We start from the raw sequence: 20,007 nt of genomic DNA on the forward strand, positions 1-20,007 counted from the left end.
ACATTTCGATAAAGTTTTGATGCCCCGTCTTACAGCACAAAGATAACTGACGAGCTTTAGTAATTTTTACGGATTCCCGTAATCGCTCCAATTCGTTCAGATAATACCCATGTCTTTGCAGAAGGCAACAAGCTGCTCGTTCTTGGAAAACCCAAGAGCTTCCTTCATCCGTCTGAGCCGTTTTTCTACACTGCTCAAGCCTGAAGGCGTGATCAGATTCTCCTTCAAATAGTTCGGAATGTCCTTTTGTCTCATCCCCTGAGATAATAACAGCACGATCAGAATATCGAACTCTGTAAAATCGTAAGTATTCTTTTGCTTGATCATGAGTCTGAGTTCAGGAGGAAAATAGCGCCGATTTCTCGCAATATTCTCCAGAGCGAGACGTAACTCATGTGTATCGTTGTGTCCCCTCCTGACGTATCCGTCAACATTCAAGTCGTTGAACAGCTTTTCAATTACAGCCGCCTTGCTCTCCCTTGAAAAAACGAGCACCTTCAGATCGGGCTGTATTTGCCTTGCAGCAGCTATCAACCCCTGCCCCCCGCCTGTCTTTTGTATTTGCCCCTCTTCCCGAAGGCTCAGGTCTGTAATAAGCAGGTCATACGGATCTTCCTCAACCCGCTCTGCTATTTTGACTAAAGCATCTTCAATATGGTGGGCCTCGTCGGTCGCGGCGATCCCAAAGTTGGCAAGTGTTTTTCGAATGGTTAGACTTGTATTTTCGTAGTCTTCTGCTAGTAGTACGTTCTTCAGCATTTTGATTATCGTGCAATCAGGAAAAAGGAATAGGTGTACAATTCTCTCTTCCGCGCCAAAACTAATAGACGCACGCAAATCTTTTGTACGGTTTCCCGTATTTCTACCAACATTTACCGGGCGAACTCCTGCACGTTCTCTCCGCTCCGGACTGACAGGCCTTCTTAAATTTCTCCAGCAGCCTAAAAGAGATGAAAGCCTAGGCGTAGCTTTTTAAATTTAAGGATCTTGAGCGTAAAGTGTTTAAACAGCGGCTCTGGTCCTGTTTCCGCTTTTGTACATGTTGCAACTCGTCAAAAACAGCTTCTTGCACGGTTCTAGCCAGTCTCAATCTTCTGTCGTTTCAATTAATACAATCCTATGCCGCTTTTTAGAGGCAAAAGGACAGTTTGCGCCATTCACTGCTGATCCGGCATAATGCCTAAACGCCGTGGCTCAGGCAAAAGGACAGTTGTGGCGTTTCTGTTTCTAATCGTGTCTTAATGCCTAAACGCTGTGGCTCCCGGCAAAAGGACAGTGTGTACCGTTTGAGGGGTGCAAACACGCGCAAGCTCTAATTCCCCGCGAATGGGGTGCCGAACAGCCCCACAGCCAGTTCAACCCAAACAACTAGCAAAACAGCCAGAACGAGCGCACAAAGAAGAAACCGGCTTCGCGGCCTCGTCACTTTCCTGAGCACCAGTTCGCAGACAAGGCCTGTTCCTAGCAACATTACCGAAGCAATGGCAAAATCGGACGCTGTCCAGTTCACGTCACTAGTGAACTGCATTGCTAAAAAGGGCATGAGCAGTAAAGCCACCGCTCCTGCCATAATCATCATTAGTCTTCTGTTTTGCACGATCATACTATTCATCATAAATTCTACTTTGTGTTACAAAGCTAATTATAATACTTTGTATTTCAAAGTTCTTTCTACTATAAAATTCTCAAATCAAACATGCTCTTACTACTCCCCGGCAACCGGTTTGGGCAAAATCGTACCTGTCTCTGTCCTGATTATTACCTCGGCCGTACCTTGGCCGTCACTTTTTCTGCTAATTTTCTACGTCCTGCAAATCCGGCGACGAAGCGGAGACGGCAAAACGACGAAGCCGAGACGAAGAAACGACGAAGCGGAGACGAAGAAACGACGAAGCAGCGACGAAGAAACGACGAAGCAGGAACGAACGAGGAACGAACCAGAAACGAAGCAGAAGCGAAGAAAGGACGAAAAAACGACGGCAAACTGTCGAAGAACAAGCGAAGAACAGTAAAAGACCAAACGAACGGGGGTATCAGCACACGTCGAAACGATGAGAGCAGGGAGGTCCAAATAAGGCTGGAATGTGCTCAAATAAGTGTGTCTAATTAAAGAATAGATTAGCTCGACATAGGATGGGTCGTGATCCACACGAAGTGTCAGGGTTTGAAAGCTACTTGTAGAAACAGGCATTTAGCAGTGATCCGGGAAGTGGATCAGCGACTAAAAACAGCCGCTGGCCTGAAGCGTCAGGAACAAAGCGCCGTTACGAAAGCAATCCCTCAGAATATGCATACCTGCGGCGATCATGCGCGTTCTATCATGAAGAAAGCCGGCTCGGGCCGGCTCTCTCATAATATATGATACGTAATCCTTATCCCATCGGGCTTGACGACCCAGAAGAGCCAGGTGACGGAGTAGATGTTGGTCCCGGTGAGGGCGTAGATGTCGGTCCGGGGTTAGGAGTTGGTGTTGGTGTTGGCGTCGGACTAGGAGTCGGTGTTGGACTCGGAGTTGGAGTTGGCGACGGTGTAGGGTCCGGCGTCGGGGTTGGATTTGGCGTTGGAGTCGGGTTCGGAGTCGGACTTGGCGTTGGAGTCGGACTTGGCGCCGGGGTACGACTTGTGTCCGTGGTGTCCTGAAGTACAACGTTAGGATCCATTGAACTCACCCGGTTCGTGTTCACTTTCGGATTTGTAAAGGCCAGTGCCACTAAGGGAACCAGCGCAAAGAAAATTGGCTTTCTCATAACTAATGTTTTTTATAGGTGCTTAAGGTGGTTCAAAAACCGTTCCACTGTCGGCCATCCGGGCAAAAGATATAAAAAATCCCTTCTGTAAGCCGGAACGCAAACAATTTGTTATTTTAGTAGTTGCTTAGGAAACTAAAAAATGAAAGCCCACGACGAAGACATCTATAACTTTATCATTGGCCGCACCAGCCTGCTCGTCAACCGCATTCTGCTTCGTACTTTCAGGAAACATGATCTTGACATCACTATGGAGCAGTGGTCAATCCTGGAGATCCTCTGGAAGAAAGACGGTTGTACTCAGCAAGAATTGGGGCAACGTACATTCAGAGAGAAGGCCGGCATTACCCGTCTGCTGGATAAACTTGAGGAACAGAACCTTATCGTTCGGGTTCCCGACCGTATTGACCGCAGGGTACGCTTTGTGTATCTTACTGCCAAAGGCAAGTCAATTGAAGAAATTTCGACTGCGATAGTTAAGGAGACTTATGAGCACGCGATCGGTAACATTGGGGAGGAAGAAATGGCGGTATGCAAGAAGGTGCTTAATCAGGTTTATCAGAACCTTCACGACGCAGAAATTTAGTTGCATAGCAAACGGTATGTCTCCCTAGTTTGAGTCGGCCCCAGGCCGAAGGTCTGACATTTTACAACGCATTGACGAGTGTTACAGGCAAAAGCAACTGATAAGCCTTATCTTTGCAGCTCAATATGAGCAAGCACGGAAGAATTTTAGTTGCCATGAGTGGTGGGGTTGATAGCTCGGTCGCATCTGTCATGCTGCATGAACAGGGTTATGAGGTTATCGGGTTGACAATGAAGACCTGGGATTATGCGTCTTCAGGAAGCTCTTCAAAGGAAACAGGCTGCTGCAGTCTCGATTCCATCAATGACGCTCGTTCGCTTGCTGTCTCCTATGGCTTTCCTCACTATATACTCGACATTCGCAATGAGTTTGGCGATTTTGTGATCGACAATTTCGTAGACGAGTATCTGGCAGGAAGAACGCCGAATCCCTGTGTACTCTGTAACACACACATCAAGTGGGAAGCGCTGCTCAAGCGCGCTGATAAGCTCGACTGCGAGTTTATTGCTACCGGCCATTATGCAAACATCCGTGTCCATGATAACGGACGCTATGTCATTTCAAAGGGGAAAGATGAAAATAAGGATCAGTCGTATGTTCTCTGGGGCGTATCGCAAAAGAACCTGGCCCGCACTAAATTCCCGCTCGGCAGCTTCACCAAGGCTGAAATACGACAGATGGCTCTGGATATGGGGCAGACCGACCTGGCAAAGAAGAGCGAGAGCTACGAAATTTGCTTCGTGCCGGATAATGATTACAGGGCCTTTCTGAGGCACCGTGTGGAGGACCTCGACGAAAAAGTAACAGGGGGAAACTTTGTACTGACCGACGGAACCGTGGTAGGCAAGCACCAGGGCTATCCTTTTTATACCATCGGGCAGCGCAAGGGACTTGGCATTGCCCTTGGTCAGCCCATGTTCGTCACTAAAATTGTTCCTGAGACCAATACGGTAGTACTGGGTACACAGGATGAATTACAAAAAAGTGTGGCACTGGTCCGCGGGCTGAACCTCATCAAATATGAGAACATCACCGAGCCTCTCGAAGCGGTAACAAAGATCAGGTACAAAGATGCCGGCGCAATGAGCACAATCGTTGAAAGAGAGGGCATAATGGAGGTAAACTTCCACCAGACTGTAGCAGGAATAGCGCCAGGACAGTCGGCCGTATTCTACGAAGGCAACGATTTATTAGGGGGCGGATTTCTGCTTTAAGTGGCCCGCCGGCTGAGCCATTTCACATAAATTTAAAGTAATTGTATTTTGCAGTAGATCGATTAATGCCTTTATTTGCAAAAAAACGATTTCTTGAATGGCGAAAAACTTACTAATCGTTGAGTCACCTGCGAAAGCAAAAACCATAGAAGGCTACCTTGGAAAAGAGTTCATGGTGAAGTCGAGCTATGGACATATCCGCGACCTTGTCAAAACAGACGACGCAATAGATGTTAACAACAATTTCAACCAGAGATATGAAGTGCCGGCCGATAAGAAGGCGGTGGTGAGCGAACTGAAGAAGCTGGCGAAGGAGGCTGAGACGGTATGGCTCGCTTCCGATGAAGACCGGGAGGGTGAAGCGATCTCCTGGCACTTATTCGAGACTCTGGGGCTAAAGGAAGACAACACAAAACGGATTGTTTTTCATGAAATAACAAAGCCTGCTATCCTGAAGGCCATTGAAAACCCGAGGAAGATTGACTATAACCTGGTTAATGCACAGCAGGCCAGGCGTGTACTTGACCGGCTGGTTGGCTTTGAGCTTTCTCCGGTGCTGTGGAAGAAGGTAAAGCCCTCTCTTTCGGCGGGAAGAGTACAGTCTGTGGCGGTCCGGCTGATCGTCGAAAGAGAGCGTGAAATAAATAAATTTAAGGCTACCGCTGCCTACAAGATAACAGCTATATTTTCTACCGGAAAAGCAAGAGAGCTTTTTAGAGCCGAGTTGCCAGAACGGTTTGAGAAGGAAGCCGATGCGACGAAGTTCCTGGAGGACTGCCGCAGTGCAGCCTTCCGCGTTGAGAACCTTGACACGCGTCCTACTAAGCGGAGTCCCGCCCCTCCTTTTACAACCTCTACGTTGCAGCAGGAAGCGAGCCGGAAGCTTGGTTTTTCTGTATCGCGCACGATGACGCTGGCGCAGCGGCTGTATGAGTCGGGTAAGATCACCTATATGCGTACCGATTCTGTAAACCTTTCTGAGTATGCACAGGATGCCGCCGCCAATGAGATTAAAGGAGCATATGGGGTTCAGTACCACGAGCGCAGGAAGTTCAAGACTAAGTCTGCGGGCGCTCAGGAAGCTCACGAAGCGATTCGTCCTACCTACTTCGACCAGCACACCGTAGAAGGCGACAGCGGAGAAAAACGACTTTATGAGCTGATCTGGAAGCGCGCAATCGCCTCCCAGATGACAGAAGCGCGCTTTGAGAAAACAACTGCGAAGATCAGCGTGTCGAGCCGCAACGAACTCTTTGTTGCCAACGGCGAAGTAATGAAGTTTGACGGCTTTCTGAAGGTGTACATGGAGTCAACCGACGACGAGCCTGATACGAAGCTGGATGAAGAAAGCGACAATCCTATCCTCCCTCCTCTTACGCGGGGACAAGAACTGACAAGTCAGGAGATTAAGGCCACCGAACGGTTCAGCAGGCCCCCTGCACGGTACACGGAGGCAAGTCTGGTGAAGAAACTGGAAGAACTGGGCATTGGTCGCCCGTCTACCTATGCTCCGACGATATCAACCGTGCAGAACCGCGGTTATGTGGTAAAAGAGGACCGCGAAGGCAAGACGCGCAACTACTGCGTGTTTACTCTCGCAAACGGGGAAGTAAAGAAAGAGACAAAGTCGGAAGTAACGGGTGCAGAGAAGTCGAAATTATTCCCGACAGACATTGGTGCTGTGGTTAACGATTTTCTCATCCAGTACTTCAAGGATATAGTCGACTACCACTTTACTGCCAGTGTAGAAAAGGAGTTCGACGAGATTGCTCACGGGATGAAGGAATGGACGGAGATGCTGAAGTCTTTCTATAGTCCTTTCCATAAGGAGGTTCAGAACACCATTGAGACAGCAGAGAAGGCGCGCGGGGAACGCGAACTGGGAGTGGATCCTGAAAGCGGTAAAAAAGTTTCGGTGAGGATCGGCCGGTTTGGACCATTTGTGCAGATAGGCGAAGCTGAAGAAGAAGAAAAACCCCGTTATGCAAGCCTTCGCAGCGGTCAGATGATCGAGACCATCTCATTGGAAGAAGCGCTCGAACTCTTCAAGCTACCTAAGAAGGTTGGCATGTTCGAAGAAAAAGAGATGACCGTTGCCATCGGCCGCTTCGGTCCGTATATCAGACACAACAGTGCCTTTTATTCGCTGCCCAAGGGTGTCGATCCGCACAGCGTCACTGAGGAGCAGGCGGTGGAGATCATTCTTGAAAAGCGCAAGAAAGACTCAGAAAAGCTGATCAAGACTTTCGATGAAGATCCTGCGGTGAAGATTCTCAACGGCCGTTGGGGACCTTACATCGAATTTGGTAAGCAGAATATCAAGATGCCTAAGGGAAAGGAACCGAAAGACCTTACCTTTGAAGAGATCAAAGTGCTGGCAGAAGCGGCTGAAAAGGAGCCAAAGAAGAAAGGTCGCTTCACCAGAAAAAAGTAAGTTCAAAGTATTTATAGGGTATGGGATCCCGGATCCCATACCCTATCCAAATCAAATTCCATGAAAAAAGATCTGCCTGAGAACGTTGTTGAAGATATTGCAATTGCCGTGGTTTTGGAAAAAGAAAGCCCGGAAGCAAAGGTCTGGAACGTTTATCTTGTTAATCTTAAAAATGAGGCCATTCGCACCGTTCTTGTGTCATCTAAAGGGTACGGCCAGAAGGACGGCAAGGATGTGAAGACTTCTGTGCTGCGACATTCGATCGGCGATGTTGAGTCGGGCGAATATGCGTTAATTGAAGCAATAGACGAGCAGGTGTTCGGCCTTACAAATGAATACTGGCTCAGCTATTATATTGACGACCATATCTATGATAAAAAATTCATCTTCCTTCCCGAGAGCATTGTTGAATCGAATATGATGCGTATTCCTAAGGTAAATAAGCCGGGCGTCATGATTAAATAGCACCCTTTTTTCTCTTTTGCATTATTGCAAATCTTCCTAACTTTCCTGAAAATCTTTTCTATGTCTGCTTTAAAGCACCTGACCAAAAAGCAAGTCCTAACCCTTGCTGTTGTTGCTGTCCTCTCGATCATTGCCGGTATTACGTACTGGAAACTAAGAGCATCCAAAGAGCGCGACCTCTCCGCCTACGACAAGTATCTGGAGAGTTATACAAGCGGGATTATCTCACGCGAAAGTTCAATTCGCATCCGCTTAGCAAGTGACGTTCAGAACGTAGTGAGCGGAGCTGCTCTGCCTGACGACATTGTGGAACTGTCTCCTTCTGTAAAAGGGAAGACGTACTGGACGGATTCGAGAACGCTCGAGTTCAGACCCGATGAGGAATTCAAGCCTGATCAAAAATATGAAGTGGTGTTTCATTTAGACAAGGTGACGCCGGTAGCCGAAGGGCTGGAAGACTTCCAATTTGACTTTCAAACGATCAGGCCCGATTTCGAGGTCGAACTGAGAGGCCTGCGCGCCTCGGGTCCGCGCTCCCTCAATAAGATGGAGCTTACGGGAGTGCTCACGATGGCTGACGCGGAGGACGAAGCTGACGTAGAAAAACTATTGTCTGTGAGCGGTGTGGCTGGCGCAAAAATGAAATGGCAGCATAACAATGACACCAGAAGGCACGAGTTTGTGGTGGAAGGAATTGAACGGGACAAGAGCCCTTCCAGGCTGCGCATAGAATGGGATGGCGACCCGCTTTCCATTGAGCGGTCGGGATCAAAAGTGCTGGAGGTTCCGGCATTCGGCGACTTTAAGGTACTCGACATTAAGGCGATACAAGACAATGAGCAATACGTACTGGTGCAGTTTTCTGACCCTGTACGCGTGGGACAGGAACTGAACGGACTTCTAGGTATCACTAATTCTGAAATGCCGGCGTACTCCATTCAGGGCAGCGAGGTGAAGCTCTACCCCGCAGCACGGCTCGAAGGAAATATGGGCGTGTTTGTGAACGAGGGCATCGAGAACATATCCGGAAAGAAGCTAAGCACAAGCTTTAAGGGAAATATCTTTTTTGAAAACCGCCTTCCTTCTGTAACCATCCCTGGAAAGGGAGTGATCCTTCCCCAGTCGGGAAAGCTTATGATGCCATTTGAAGCAGTCAATTTGAAGGCAGTGGATGTATCGATCATCAAGATCTATAGCAACAACATTCCGCAGTATCTGCAGCAGAACGGTCTGGACGGGGAGTACTCCCTCAGGCAGGTGGGCAGGCCGGTAAAACAGGCAACTATCAGGCTCGATGAGGATAAGAGCATTAATCTGCACCGGAAGACGAGGTTTATGCTGGATGTGGACAAGCTGGTGAGGACAGAACCGGGAGCGATCTACAGAATTACGATCGGGTTCCGCCCCTCCTACTCGGTATATTCCTGCCAGGGCAGCAGCGGGGGGCTAAGTGAAAACGGAATTGAGCGGAACAGTGAAAATGAAGGATATAGCTCCGGGATAGATGAGGATGATGAGTTCTGGAGCCGGTATGACAATTACTATCCGTATGGCTACAACTGGGACGAACGCGAAAATCCCTGCAGCAGTTCCTATTATAATAAGGAGCGCTGGGCCTCAAGAAATGTCCTAGCCTCTAACATTGGTTTGATTGCAAAGGCTGGCAGCAACAACGCATTTAAGATTGCTGCTACAGATATTCTTACCGCGCAGCCGATGAGTGGGGTTACACTTGAATTTCTTGACTATCAGCAGCAGATAGTCGGTCAGGCAGAAACAGGCGGGGACGGAATGGCTTCCGTCCAGCTCAAGCGCAAACCCTATCTCCTGATAGGAAAGAAGGGAGATGAACGGGCTTATCTTAAGCTGGATGATGGAAGCTCTTTACCATTAAGCCGGTTTAATACAGGCGGAGAACAGGTTCAGAAAGGGCTCAAAGGCTTTATCTACGGTGAAAGAGGTGTATGGCGGCCGGGCGATTCGCTATTTATCAGCTTCATCCTTGACGACAGAGAGAACAGGCTGCCCACCGGGCACCCTGTCAGCTTTGAACTTTTCACTCCTCAGGGACAGCTTTATCAAAAACGCTCTACCAGCCAGTCAGTCAATGGATTTTACACATTTAAAACAGCTACAGAGTCGAATTCGCCCACAGGCAACTGGCTTGCCCGGATAAGAGCAGGAGGAGCCCTGTTTGAAAAACGGATCCGCATTGAGACGATCATGCCCAACCGGCTTAAGGTCAACCTGTCTTTTGCAGGAAAAAAGCAGCTGGTTAAAGGTGAGCAGCTTAATGCAACACTCAGCTCAAGATGGCTTTTTGGCGGGATTGCGCGTAATCTGAAGAGCAAAGTAGACGCTTTTGTTTCTGCGGCCCCCACGGTATTCCCGAACTATGCAGGATTCTCGTTTGATGATCCCACCCGTCCCTACAACTCCCAGACGCAAACCGTGTTTGAAGGAAATCTTGACGAAAACGGAGTGGCATCCTTTACTCCGAACATCAGCACTGAACAGGCAGCGCCAGGCATGTTGCGGGCCAACTTCCTGGTAAAGGTGTTTGAGCCGGGCGGCAACTTCAGCATTAGTCAGCTGAGCCTCCCCTACAGCCCTTATGCATCGTATGTGGGGCTGCGAACGCCTGACGGAAAGGGTCTTTCAAATATGCTCGTCACCGGGCAAGACCATCTCATTGACATTGCCTCTGTAGACCCGCAGGGAAACGCTTTGAAGGGAATAAAAGATGTAGAAGTTGAGTTGTATAAGATCCAATGGCGCTGGTGGTGGGACGAAGACGAGAATTCCATCAGCAACTTCACTCAGGATGAATATAACAAGCTTGTAAGCACCTCGAAGGTGCGACTGGTGAATGGAAAAGGCCGGTGGACGCTTCGTGTAGACGAGCCTGAATGGGGGCGCTTTCTCATTCGGGTGAGAGACCCGGAAACAGGACATGCGGCGGGCAAAGTGGTCTACGTTGACTGGCCGAACTGGTCACAGCGACTGCAGAATGAAAATCCGACCGAAGCGGCGATGCTGTCTTTTACTGCCGATAAAGAAAAGTACAAAGTGGGCGAAAAGGCTACGCTCACCATCCCGACGCCTGCAAATGGAAGGGCACTCATCAGTATTGAGACGGGAAGCAGGGTGATCAGCAGTACATGGATCGACACGCGCAAAGGCGAGACGCGCTATACCTTTGAAACCACTGGTGAGATGAGTCCTAACATCTTCGTCAACGTAACGCTTCTGCAGCCCCACTCGCAAACGGTTAACGACCTGCCGATCCGCATGTATGGCGTCATTCCGCTGGAAGTTGAGAATCCGGCAACGATATTAAAGCCTGTCATTTCTATGCCTTCAGTCATACGTCCTGAAACCCGGTCCTCCATTTCTGTTACAGAGGCCTCCCGCAAGCCGATGACCTATACGCTGGCTGTGGTAGATGAAGGTCTGCTTGATATCACCGGATTTAATACGCCTGATCCTCACGCGTCTTTTTATGCACGAGAAGGCCTCGGTGTTAAGACCTGGGATCTTTTCGATTTTGTGGTCGGCGCCTACGGCGGCGAGCTGCAACGTATCTTAAGCATCGGAGGAGACCGCCAGACCGGAAAAGGACCAAAGAACCCCATGTCGAACAGATTTAAGCCGGTTGTAAAATTTCTCGGACCCTTCACGCTGGGAGCCGGACAAAAGAATACCCACCAGCTCACCCTGCCGCCATACATCGGCTCAGTACGGACCATGGTGATCGCCGGAGAGAATGGGACGTATGGCTACGCAGAAAAGGCTGTGCAAGTAAAGAAACCACTGATGGTGCTGGGCACACTCCCACGCGTTCTGGCGCCGACCGAAGAAATACGATTGCCTGTCACCGTTTTTGCTCTTGACCAGTCGGTAAAAAGGGTCAGCGTTCAGGTAACATCAACAGCCTTTGCTTCATCCTCGATTGGTACAGTTATCAACTTTACGCGGCCGGGGGAACAGATGGCTGTATTCAACTTAAAGACGAGGAACTTTCAGGGCGTTGGAAAAGTACGGGTAACAGCCAGGAGCGGAAAAGAAACGGCATACTACGATGTAGAGCTGAACGTGAGAAATCCTAATCCGGTGATGACCAGGACGACCGAAAAGATAATAGAGCCAGGAGCGGCATGGAAGTCGGCATTTGCTGGTTTCGCAGCTGCAGGAGGCGCTAAAACCACGCTGGAGGTATCCTCCATCCCTGCTCTCAATCTACAGCAGCGTCTTGGATACCTGCTGCAATATCCTCATGGCTGTGCCGAACAGGTTACCTCTGCCGCTTTTCCTCAGCTCTATCTGAGCGGCCTGACCGACCTTTCTGCTCCCCGGAAAGCAGAGGCCGACCGGAACATCAAAGCCGCCATTCACAGGCTGCAGGGATTCCAAACACATGAAGGTGGAATGGCTTACTGGGCGGGAGATGCAGAGGCTGACGAATGGAGTACCAATTATACCGGTCACTTTATGCTGGAAGCATCGGCAATGGGCTATTCCCTGCCTCCCGCATTCCTTGGCCCCTGGAAAAAATTCCAGCGGTCAAAGGCCTTATCGTGGTCACCTTCTACCACCAGCTTCTATGGAAGCGATCTCCTTCAGGCATATCGCCTGTACGTCCTGGCCCTGGCTCAGGCTCCTGAACTCGGAGCAATGAACAGGTTGCGCGAGTTCAAGTACTTGTCGCCCGCCGCAAAGTGGAGACTCGCCGCTGCCTATCATATCGCCGGACAGCCGGAAGCTGCAGCAAGACTAATCCAGGGCCTGCCGCTCGCAGTAAAACCCTATAAGCAGCAGTTCGGCACCTTCGGGTCTGACCTGAGAGATGAAGCCATGATCCTGGAAACGCTGACATTGCTCGGCAGAAAACAGCAGGCAGGAAGACTGATCGGAACGCTGGCTGCCAGGCTGTCTCAGCACGAATGGTACAGCACCCAATCGACCGCTTATGCCCTGATCGCGATTTCCAGGTATTGCGGAAGTAATAAAGGCGCGAAACTGCAGTTCTCTTATGTCATCGGCAAGTCTGGAAAGGATATAAGCAGCAACTACCATCTCTGGCAAATGACAACGCCTTCGGATAAAGGAATGGCAGTAGTAAGCAACCGCGGAAAGAACAGGCTGTTCGCCCGGCTCATCACGCAGGGACAGCCATTAATGGGGCAAGAACCGGCAGGATACAGTAACCCTGATATTCTCACCATGCGGGTAGGATACTTCAGCACTAAGGGGCAGGTGATTGACCCGGGAAGGCTGGTGCAGGGGACAGACTTTATAGCGCAGGTAAATGTAATAAACCCGGGCAAGAGAGGTAAATACGTTAATATGGCTCTTACTCAGCTATTTCCTTCTGGCTGGGAAATTATCAATACAAGATTAATGGACCAGGACGGTGCGTATGGCTCGAAGCCCGACTACCGGGATATTCGAGACGACCGCGTGAACACATACTTCAGCGTAGACGAGGGTAAGGAAGTAACGTTTTACGTGTTACTAAATGCTTCTTATATCGGCCGTTTCTATCTTCCGCCGGTGTACTGCGAGGCGATGTACGACAACAGCATTAACGCCTCAGAAAAGGGCCGATGGGTAGAAGTAGTGCCCTCTAAGTAAGGCAACAGCGGATGGGGAGAGTACTGGACTGGTATAAAAGACTGACACGAAAGCAAAAGAGCGGGCTGTGGCTTTGTATAGCCTTGCTCTTTGCTTTCTGGTTTTGCCTCCCCTCTCCTCTTTTTAAAACGCCTTCATCGTTTGTACTCGAAGACTATAAAGGACGCCTGCTTAGTGCCTCTATTGCAGATGATGGACAATGGCGGTTCCCTGCGGGAGACTCAGTACCCGAGAAGTTTAAGAAATGTATTCTGGCTTTTGAAGACAAGCGCTTTTACTACCACCCCGGCGTGGATATATTGTCTATAGCGAGGGCGATGCGCGAGAATATCAGTGCAGGCAGGGTGGTGAGCGGTGGAAGTACGATCACCATGCAAGTGATCCGGTTGTCAAGAACTTCAAAAAGGAACTTTGGCAACAAGCTTATCGAAGCAATACAGGCACTCCGCCTGGAACTAGGTTACTCCAAGGAAGAGATACTCGGGCTTTATGCCGCCAATGCGCCGTTCGGGACAAATGTGGTGGGATTGGAAGCAGCGTCGTGGCGATACTTTGCAAGGCCTGCGGCCGAACTTTCCTGGGGGGAGATGGCTTCACTCGCCGTACTGCCTAACTCCCCTCCCTTGTCCATCCGGGCCGCAACCGAGCCGTTTTAATCCGGAAACGAAACCGTCTGATCAATGCTCTCCAGAGAGAGGGCATTCTCAGCGCAGAAGATGCTGCACTGGCCAGGCTGGAGCCTGTACCGGAACATCCCTTGCCTCTTCCTCAGATTGCTCCTCACCTTCTCGACCTGGCGAAGAAAGACTTCAGGAAAGGGAATTCGAGGGAGACCAGGATCAGGACATCGATCAGGATGGACTTGCAGGAGCGGGTAAATACGGTACTCCTGAATCATCAGGGCCGGCTGGCAGCCAACGGGGTAAATAACATGGCCGCACTTGTGCTTGACGTGCATACGGGGAAAGCAGTCGCTTATATCGGTAATATATACCAGCCCAAGAACACGGAAATTGAGAGTCATGTCGATATCATACAGGCCAGGCGCAGTCCGGGCAGTACGCTGAAGCCCCTCTTGTATGCGGCGATGTTAAACGAGGGATACATTCTTCCTAACACCCTTGTGCCCGACATTCCCACTCAGATTGCCGGCTACCAGCCCAACAACTACGATCTGGGATACGACGGCGCCGTACCTGCTTCAAAAGCGCTGGCACGTTCGCTCAATGTTCCTGCTGTCAGAATGCTGCAGCAATACAAGTACAGTCGCTTTTACAGCATGCTCAAAAGCTGCGGAATTTCAACGCTTAATAAACCGGCTGATTTTTACGGGCTGTCGCTCATTCTTGGGGGCTGCGAAGTGAGCATGTGGGAGCTAGCAGGAGTCTATGCGAGTATGGCCCGCCGGCTGGAAGCGGAGGGCGACCTGCCCGAATGGTCATTACCCGGATATCATCTGGAGACAGCAGCACCCACGGGGGGAAGCGGGGAGGTAAGTTACGACATGGGACGTGCAGCCACCTGGTATACCTTTGAAGCCATGAACGAAGTGATGAGACCCGGAGAAGAGCAGCTGTGGCAGCGCTTTGAATCCTCGCAGCGGATCGCATGGAAAACGGGCACAAGTTTCGGATTTCGGGATGCATGGGCCCTTGGCCTTACTCCCGATCATGTCGTTGTGGTTTGGGCAGGCAACGCTGATGGTGAAGGGCGGCCAGGACTCACCGGCATAGATGCAGCAGCGCCGATCATGTTTGACATATTTCGCTTGCTCCCCGCTGCCAGGAGATGGTTCAGGAAGCCGCAAAAGGAGATGGTAAGAGTACGTGTATGTTCAGAAAGCGGCATGAGGGCGGTTAAGGGTTGTGCCCATCAGGCAGAGACGTGGCTGCCTTCCAGCGCGCTTAAAGCACCGGTATGTCCGTATAACCGTCTGGTACATCTCGATAAGACGGGAAAATGGCAGGTTACTGACCGCTGTATGGCTCCATCTGACATGATCCACCGGTACTGGTTCGTCCTCCCGCCTGCAATGGAATACTATTATAAGACCAAAAATTACGGATACAAGCCCCTGCCCCTTTTTCTTCCAGGATGCGATGAACGGGAGCAGTCTGAAAAAAGCGCTATGGAACTGATCTATCCAAGGAATAATGCAGAAGTATACATTCCGGTTGAAATAGGAGGTTCGCGAGGACAGATGATCTTTACTGCTGCGCACAGTCAGGAAGGAGAACCGATCTTCTGGCACCTGGATCACCGGTACATAGGCAAAACGGAAGGACCTCACCAGATGGCCTTCAGTCCTTCGCCCGGCCTGCATACCATCACACTCGTTGACCGCGACGGAAACCGGCTGGAGCAAACGTTCCGGGTACTTGATAAGGAAAGAAATTAATACGTATGTTTGTGTGATATGCTTGAAACGATCGATCTTCAGCAGGTAATGGTTCTCGATATTGAAACTGTTCCTCAGTATCCTTCCTTTGAAGAGGTGCCTGAAATCTTTCGTGACCTTTGGGAAAGGAAAAGCACATTGCAAAGAAAGGACGGAGAAACTGCTGCTGATATATACAGCCGTGCTGGTATTTGGGCTGAGTTTGGGAAGATCATCTGTATTTCAGTCGGCATTTTTACCAGGCAAGCAGACCGGATAGGCTTAAGAGTTAAATCGTTCGCAGGAGATGATGAGTGCAAGTTGCTGCAGGATTTTATGGCCTTACTTGACAAGCAGCCATCAAACCTTACTTTATGTGCCCATAACGGAAGGGAATTTGACTTCCCCTATCTCTGCCGCAGAACGCTTATCAACGAGCTATGCATCCCCTCTCAGCTCCGGATCAGCGGAAAGAAGCCCTGGGAGGTCAATCATATTGACACCTTGGAGCTCTGGAAATTTGGCGATTTTAAAAGTTATACATCCCTGAATCTCCTGGCTGCAGTATTCAATATCCCTACTCCCAAGGACGACATCAGCGGCTCCGATGTTTACCGGGTGTACTGGGAAGAACATGATCTGAACCGCATTGCGACCTATTGTCAGAAAGATGTGATCACCACAGCGCAGCTGCTCCTCCGCTTTAAGGAGCTTGCGCCCATGAAAGATGAGGACGTTGTGATAGTAAACTAGGTCTTCCCTTAGTGGACCGTTCCTTTCTGTAATTAATAAAATATTTAACTTCCGGCAGCTTTGGCTGTTATACTTATTATTGAAAGAAATTATAAATGGCAAAAAGAAAATCAGGACATATACTATTAGTTTTTAATCAGCTCATCAGCGACATCTTCGAGAAGAGTGGCAACAAGCCTCTCAACTACAAGCAGATCGCTTCAAAGCTCAACCTAAACGACCCTGAATCGAAGGAGTTGATCCTGAGCGTCCTTCAGGATGAAAGTAAAAAAGGCCTTTTCAAGGAGATCGAGCGCGGAAAGTTCCAGCTGAAGGAACAGAAGACGCTCCTGAGCGGAACGGTTTCTATGACCAGCGACGGGTCTGCCTTTATTATCCCCGACGACGAGTTCGAGGAGGACATCTATGTTGCGCCAAGAAAACTGCGAACCGCCCTCAACGGCGATAAGGTGCAGATCTACGTCTTTGCAAAAAGCAAGGGCCGGCGTAAGGAAGGAGAAGTTATTGAGATTCTTGAGCGGGCAAAAATGGATTTCACCGGTATTGTGAAGGTATCAGAGCGATTTGCTTTTCTCATACCCGACGACCGGAAGATGCTGCATGATATCTTTATTCCTCTTGAAGAGCTGCATGGCGCGCAACATGGCGAAAAAGCAATAGCAAAGATCACGGACTGGCCGGAGGGTGCAAAGAATCCAATTGGTTCTGTTACCCGGGTACTCGGTGTACAGGGAGAGAACAATACGGAAATGAATGCGATCCTGGCGGAATACGGCTTCCCGCTGCAGTTCCCTGAGGTAGTGGAAGAAGAGGCAAATGCCATACCGGAAGAGATTCCGGCTGAAGAGATAGAGAAAAGAAGAGATTTCAGGGACGTGCTTACCTTTACCATTGACCCGCAGGACGCCAAGGATTTCGACGATGCCATATCGTTCCGCTACCTCGACAATGGAAATTACGAGGTTGGTGTCCACATAGCCGACGTCACTCATTATGTAAATTCGGGAAACCCATTAGATAAAGAAGCATTTGAACGCGGCACATCCGTCTACCTGGTCGACCGCGTAATCCCAATGCTCCCCGAACGTCTCTCTAATGGCGTTTGCTCGCTTAGACCCAACGAAGATAAGCTCTGCTTTTCCGCTGTATTCGAGCTGGATAAAGAGGCTCATCTTATCAACCAATGGTTTGGAAAGACAATCATCCATTCAGATCGCCGCTTCTCGTATGAAGAGGCGCAGGAAGTGATAGAAGGACACTCTCAGGAACTGAAGCACGAGATCGACATCCTGAACGGCCTGGCTTATAAACTCCGGGAGCGGAAATTTAAGCAGGGCGCAATCAGCTTTGAAACCACGGAAGTGAAGTTTAAGCTTGACCCTGACGGCAAGCCTGTTGGTGTTTACGTCAAAGAGCGCAAAGATGCACATAAGCTGATAGAGGACTTCATGCTGCTGGCCAACAGGAAAGTAGCGGAATTCATTGCAAAGAAAGGCCGGGGCAAGAAAAAACTAACCTTCGTGTATCGTTCGCACGACGCTCCAAATCAGGAGACCCTGCTGGGCTTTGCTCAGTTCGCGGCACGGTTCGGATATAAAATTAACACGAAATCGGATAAGGAAATTGCGCGGTCGCTGAATCATTTAATGGAAGATGTGGAGGGCAAGAAAGAACAGAACGTGCTGACGCATCTGGCAATACGTTCTATGGCGAAAGCGATATATACGACCAAAAAGTCGAGCCATTATGGTCTCGCATTCGACTACTATACACACTTCACCTCTCCTATCCGTCGTTACCCGGATGTGATGGTCCACCGCCTTTTAGAACACTACCTGGAAGGTGGCCGGTCGGTCAACGAGGAAGAGTACGAAAAGATGTGTGTGCACGCCTCCCAGATGGAGAAGAAAGCTGCGGATGCGGAGCGCGCCTCTGTAAAATACAAGCAGGCCGAGTTCCTTGAAGAAAATATCGGAAAAGAATACGACGGCATCATTTCAGGTGTCACAGAGTGGGGGATGTATGTTGAGATCGTCGAAAATAAATGCGAGGGAATGGTCAGATTGCGAGACATCACCGACGACTTCTACGTTCTCGATGAGAAGAATTATTGCATTATCGGACAGAGAAAAAAGAAGGTGTACCAGCTCGGAGATGATGTGAGGATACTGGTAAGAAAGGTAGACCTGGCGAAAAGACAGATCGATTTTACGCTTGTTGCTGACGACAAAAACCGCAGCAGCGACTAAAAGACAAGCATCAGAAAAGAGAGATGGGCCGCATTCAACCGTGTGCTCATCTATTTTTTTGTATTTTCGTCGACATTTAATATCATATGTATTCAATAGCTCAATTACAGGACTTAGTTAACAAGCAGGTAGCAGAAAAGGAGTACCCGGCACAGCCTTCCGAATTGTATGAACCCATCAGGTACATTCTGGGCCTTGGGGGCAAACGCATGCGACCTGTCCTGCTTCTGATGGCCTGTGATCTGTTCGAAGGAAGCGTGATAAGCGCACTTCCGCCAGCCCTGGGAATTGAGCTGTTCCATAACTCGACATTAATGCACGACGACATTATGGATAATGCCCCCTTAAGGAGAGGCAAGGAGACCGTTCATTCAAAATGGAATCCTAATGTGGCCATCCTTTCCGGTGACGTCATGCTGGTGGAGTCTTTCCGTCTGCTTACGCATGTTCCGCAAGCTGTCCTAAAGAAAGTGACCGATGTGTTTACAGGCACGGCACTTGGCGTGTGTGAAGGTCAGCAAATGGATATGAACTTCGAAACTTCTGAAGGCGTTACTATTGCAGAATACATTGAAATGATCCGGCTTAAAACTGCTGTATTGCTTGCCGGAAGTCTCAAGATCGGCGCTTTGATTGCAAACGCGGGAGACGAAGATGCAGACAACCTTTACCGTTTCGGCGAGAGCCTGGGTGTTGCATTCCAGCTTCAGGACGATATCCTGGATGTTTACGGTGATCCGGATAAGTTCGGTAAACAAGTAGGCGGCGATATTCTTTCCAACAAAAAAACATACCTGCTCATCAAAGCAATGGATATTGCAGAAGGTCTGGATGAAGAAGAACTGCAGTATTGGCTAAATGCTGAAGAGTCCGACCCCGCTGCCAAAGTCAGATCGATCACCGATATCTATACCCGCTTAGGCGTAAGGCAACTTGCGGAGGAAGAAATGAATCATTACGCTGAAAAGGCACTTTCCTTTCTTGCCCGCGTCACTGCCCCTGATGACAAGAAGCAGCTGTTTAAAGATTTTGCAGAAAAGTTATTGGTGAGAGAAAACTAGCCATTAGCAAATGGCTTCGCTACCGGTGATAGGAGCCGTAAAGGCAAATATGAGCTCTATAAACAACCTATGGCGAAATAAGAACAAAAAAAGAGGCTGAACTCAATCTGAGACAGCCTCTTTTTCTTGAATATGTATTGTACTCTATTGTTCTGCAACAACAGCAGCAGCTTCTACTGGAAGAACAGAAACATAGGATTTGTTGTCAGCCTTCTTTCTGAATACTACTTTGCCATCTACTAACGCAAATAACGTGTGATCTTTTCCAATACCTACATTCTTATCAGGGTGGTGCTTAGTACCACGCTGACGAACGATGATATTTCCTGCAATAGCATCCTGACCACCAAAAATTTTGATACCTAAGCGCTTGCTATGCGACTCGCGACCGTTCTTGGAACTACCAACACCTTTTTTGTGTGCCATCTTTTTTTATCTTTTTGAATTGAAGGTCAATTCAGGTTAATACTTTTTTTATTATTTCTAC

At 49.2% G+C, this 20,007-nt stretch carries 16 protein-coding genes; 12 read left to right on the top strand and 4 right to left on the bottom strand.

Annotated elements, in window-relative coordinates:
* Positions 1–96: 96 nt before the first annotated feature.
* Together ACES2C_RS17705 and ACES2C_RS17710 are read right to left on the bottom strand one after the other, a co-directional pair.
* On the bottom strand, positions 97–759 hold the full coding sequence (locus ACES2C_RS17705) for a response regulator (RefSeq protein WP_374164392.1): 663 nt from the start codon (positions 757–759) through the stop codon (positions 97–99).
* Between the two features lie 553 nt (positions 760–1,312).
* Positions 1,313–1,615 (bottom strand): hypothetical protein, encoded by a 303-nt coding sequence (locus tag ACES2C_RS17710; RefSeq protein WP_374164393.1) that lies wholly within the window; start codon positions 1,613–1,615, stop codon positions 1,313–1,315.
* Between the two features lie 81 nt (positions 1,616–1,696).
* Between ACES2C_RS17710 and ACES2C_RS17715 the strand changes: the two genes are divergently transcribed.
* Together ACES2C_RS17715 and ACES2C_RS17720 are read left to right on the top strand one after the other, a co-directional pair.
* Complete coding sequence (locus tag ACES2C_RS17715; RefSeq protein ID WP_374164394.1) at positions 1,697–2,110, top strand: hypothetical protein; 414 nt, start codon at positions 1,697–1,699, stop codon at positions 2,108–2,110.
* Positions 2,111–2,164: 54 nt separating this feature from the next.
* Positions 2,165–2,362: a hypothetical protein gene (locus ACES2C_RS17720; RefSeq protein ID WP_374164395.1), complete on the top strand. Its 198-nt coding sequence runs from the start codon at positions 2,165–2,167 to the stop codon at positions 2,360–2,362.
* 10 nt (positions 2,363–2,372) lie between these two features.
* Here ACES2C_RS17720 and ACES2C_RS17725 read toward each other — a convergent pair whose 3' ends face one another.
* Positions 2,373–2,747 (bottom strand): hypothetical protein, encoded by a 375-nt coding sequence (locus ACES2C_RS17725; RefSeq protein WP_374164396.1) that lies wholly within the window; start codon positions 2,745–2,747, stop codon positions 2,373–2,375.
* A gap of 142 nt (positions 2,748–2,889) precedes the next feature.
* Between ACES2C_RS17725 and ACES2C_RS17730 the strand changes: the two genes are divergently transcribed.
* The 10 genes from ACES2C_RS17730 (at position 2,890) to ACES2C_RS17775 (ending at position 19,520) form a co-directional block, all read left to right on the top strand.
* Positions 2,890–3,333, top strand: a complete 444-nt coding sequence (locus tag ACES2C_RS17730; RefSeq protein ID WP_374164397.1) for a MarR family winged helix-turn-helix transcriptional regulator — start codon at positions 2,890–2,892, stop codon at positions 3,331–3,333.
* 125 nt (positions 3,334–3,458) lie between these two features.
* Positions 3,459–4,547, top strand: a complete 1,089-nt coding sequence (gene mnmA, locus ACES2C_RS17735) for a tRNA 2-thiouridine(34) synthase MnmA (protein ID WP_374164398.1) — start codon at positions 3,459–3,461, stop codon at positions 4,545–4,547.
* A 97-nt stretch (positions 4,548–4,644) separates the two neighbouring features.
* Positions 4,645–6,981, top strand: a complete 2,337-nt coding sequence (gene topA / locus ACES2C_RS17740; protein WP_374164399.1) for a type I DNA topoisomerase — start codon at positions 4,645–4,647, stop codon at positions 6,979–6,981.
* A gap of 60 nt (positions 6,982–7,041) precedes the next feature.
* Positions 7,042–7,446, top strand: a complete 405-nt coding sequence (locus ACES2C_RS17745; protein ID WP_374164400.1) for a hypothetical protein — start codon at positions 7,042–7,044, stop codon at positions 7,444–7,446.
* A gap of 60 nt (positions 7,447–7,506) precedes the next feature.
* The gene (locus ACES2C_RS17750) at positions 7,507–13,080 is read left to right on the top strand and encodes an MG2 domain-containing protein (protein ID WP_374164401.1); all 5,574 of its coding nucleotides are present in this window, start codon (positions 7,507–7,509) and stop codon (positions 13,078–13,080) included.
* An 11-nt stretch (positions 13,081–13,091) separates the two neighbouring features.
* A complete protein-coding gene (locus ACES2C_RS17755) occupies positions 13,092–13,736 on the top strand; it encodes a transglycosylase domain-containing protein (protein ID WP_374164402.1) in 645 nt (214 codons plus the stop codon).
* A gap of 101 nt (positions 13,737–13,837) precedes the next feature.
* Positions 13,838–15,478, top strand: coding sequence for a penicillin-binding protein 1C (locus ACES2C_RS17760; RefSeq protein WP_374164403.1), 1,641 nt, complete (start codon positions 13,838–13,840; stop codon positions 15,476–15,478).
* A gap of 18 nt (positions 15,479–15,496) precedes the next feature.
* The gene (locus ACES2C_RS17765) at positions 15,497–16,210 is read left to right on the top strand and encodes a 3'-5' exonuclease (RefSeq protein ID WP_374164404.1); all 714 of its coding nucleotides are present in this window, start codon (positions 15,497–15,499) and stop codon (positions 16,208–16,210) included.
* 95 nt (positions 16,211–16,305) lie between these two features.
* A complete protein-coding gene (gene rnr / locus ACES2C_RS17770; protein ID WP_374164405.1) occupies positions 16,306–18,459 on the top strand; it encodes a ribonuclease R in 2,154 nt (717 codons plus the stop codon).
* 86 nt (positions 18,460–18,545) lie between these two features.
* A complete protein-coding gene (locus ACES2C_RS17775; protein WP_374164406.1) occupies positions 18,546–19,520 on the top strand; it encodes a polyprenyl synthetase family protein in 975 nt (324 codons plus the stop codon).
* A gap of 144 nt (positions 19,521–19,664) precedes the next feature.
* Here ACES2C_RS17775 and rpmA read toward each other — a convergent pair whose 3' ends face one another.
* Complete coding sequence (gene rpmA / locus ACES2C_RS17780) at positions 19,665–19,946, bottom strand: 50S ribosomal protein L27 (RefSeq protein ID WP_374164407.1); 282 nt, start codon at positions 19,944–19,946, stop codon at positions 19,665–19,667.
* Positions 19,947–20,007: the final 61 nt, after the last annotated feature.

The sequence above is a fragment of the Arcticibacter sp. MXS-1 genome, assembly GCF_041902385.1.
In the GTDB taxonomy this organism is placed as follows: Bacteria; Bacteroidota; Bacteroidia; order Sphingobacteriales; family Sphingobacteriaceae; genus Arcticibacter.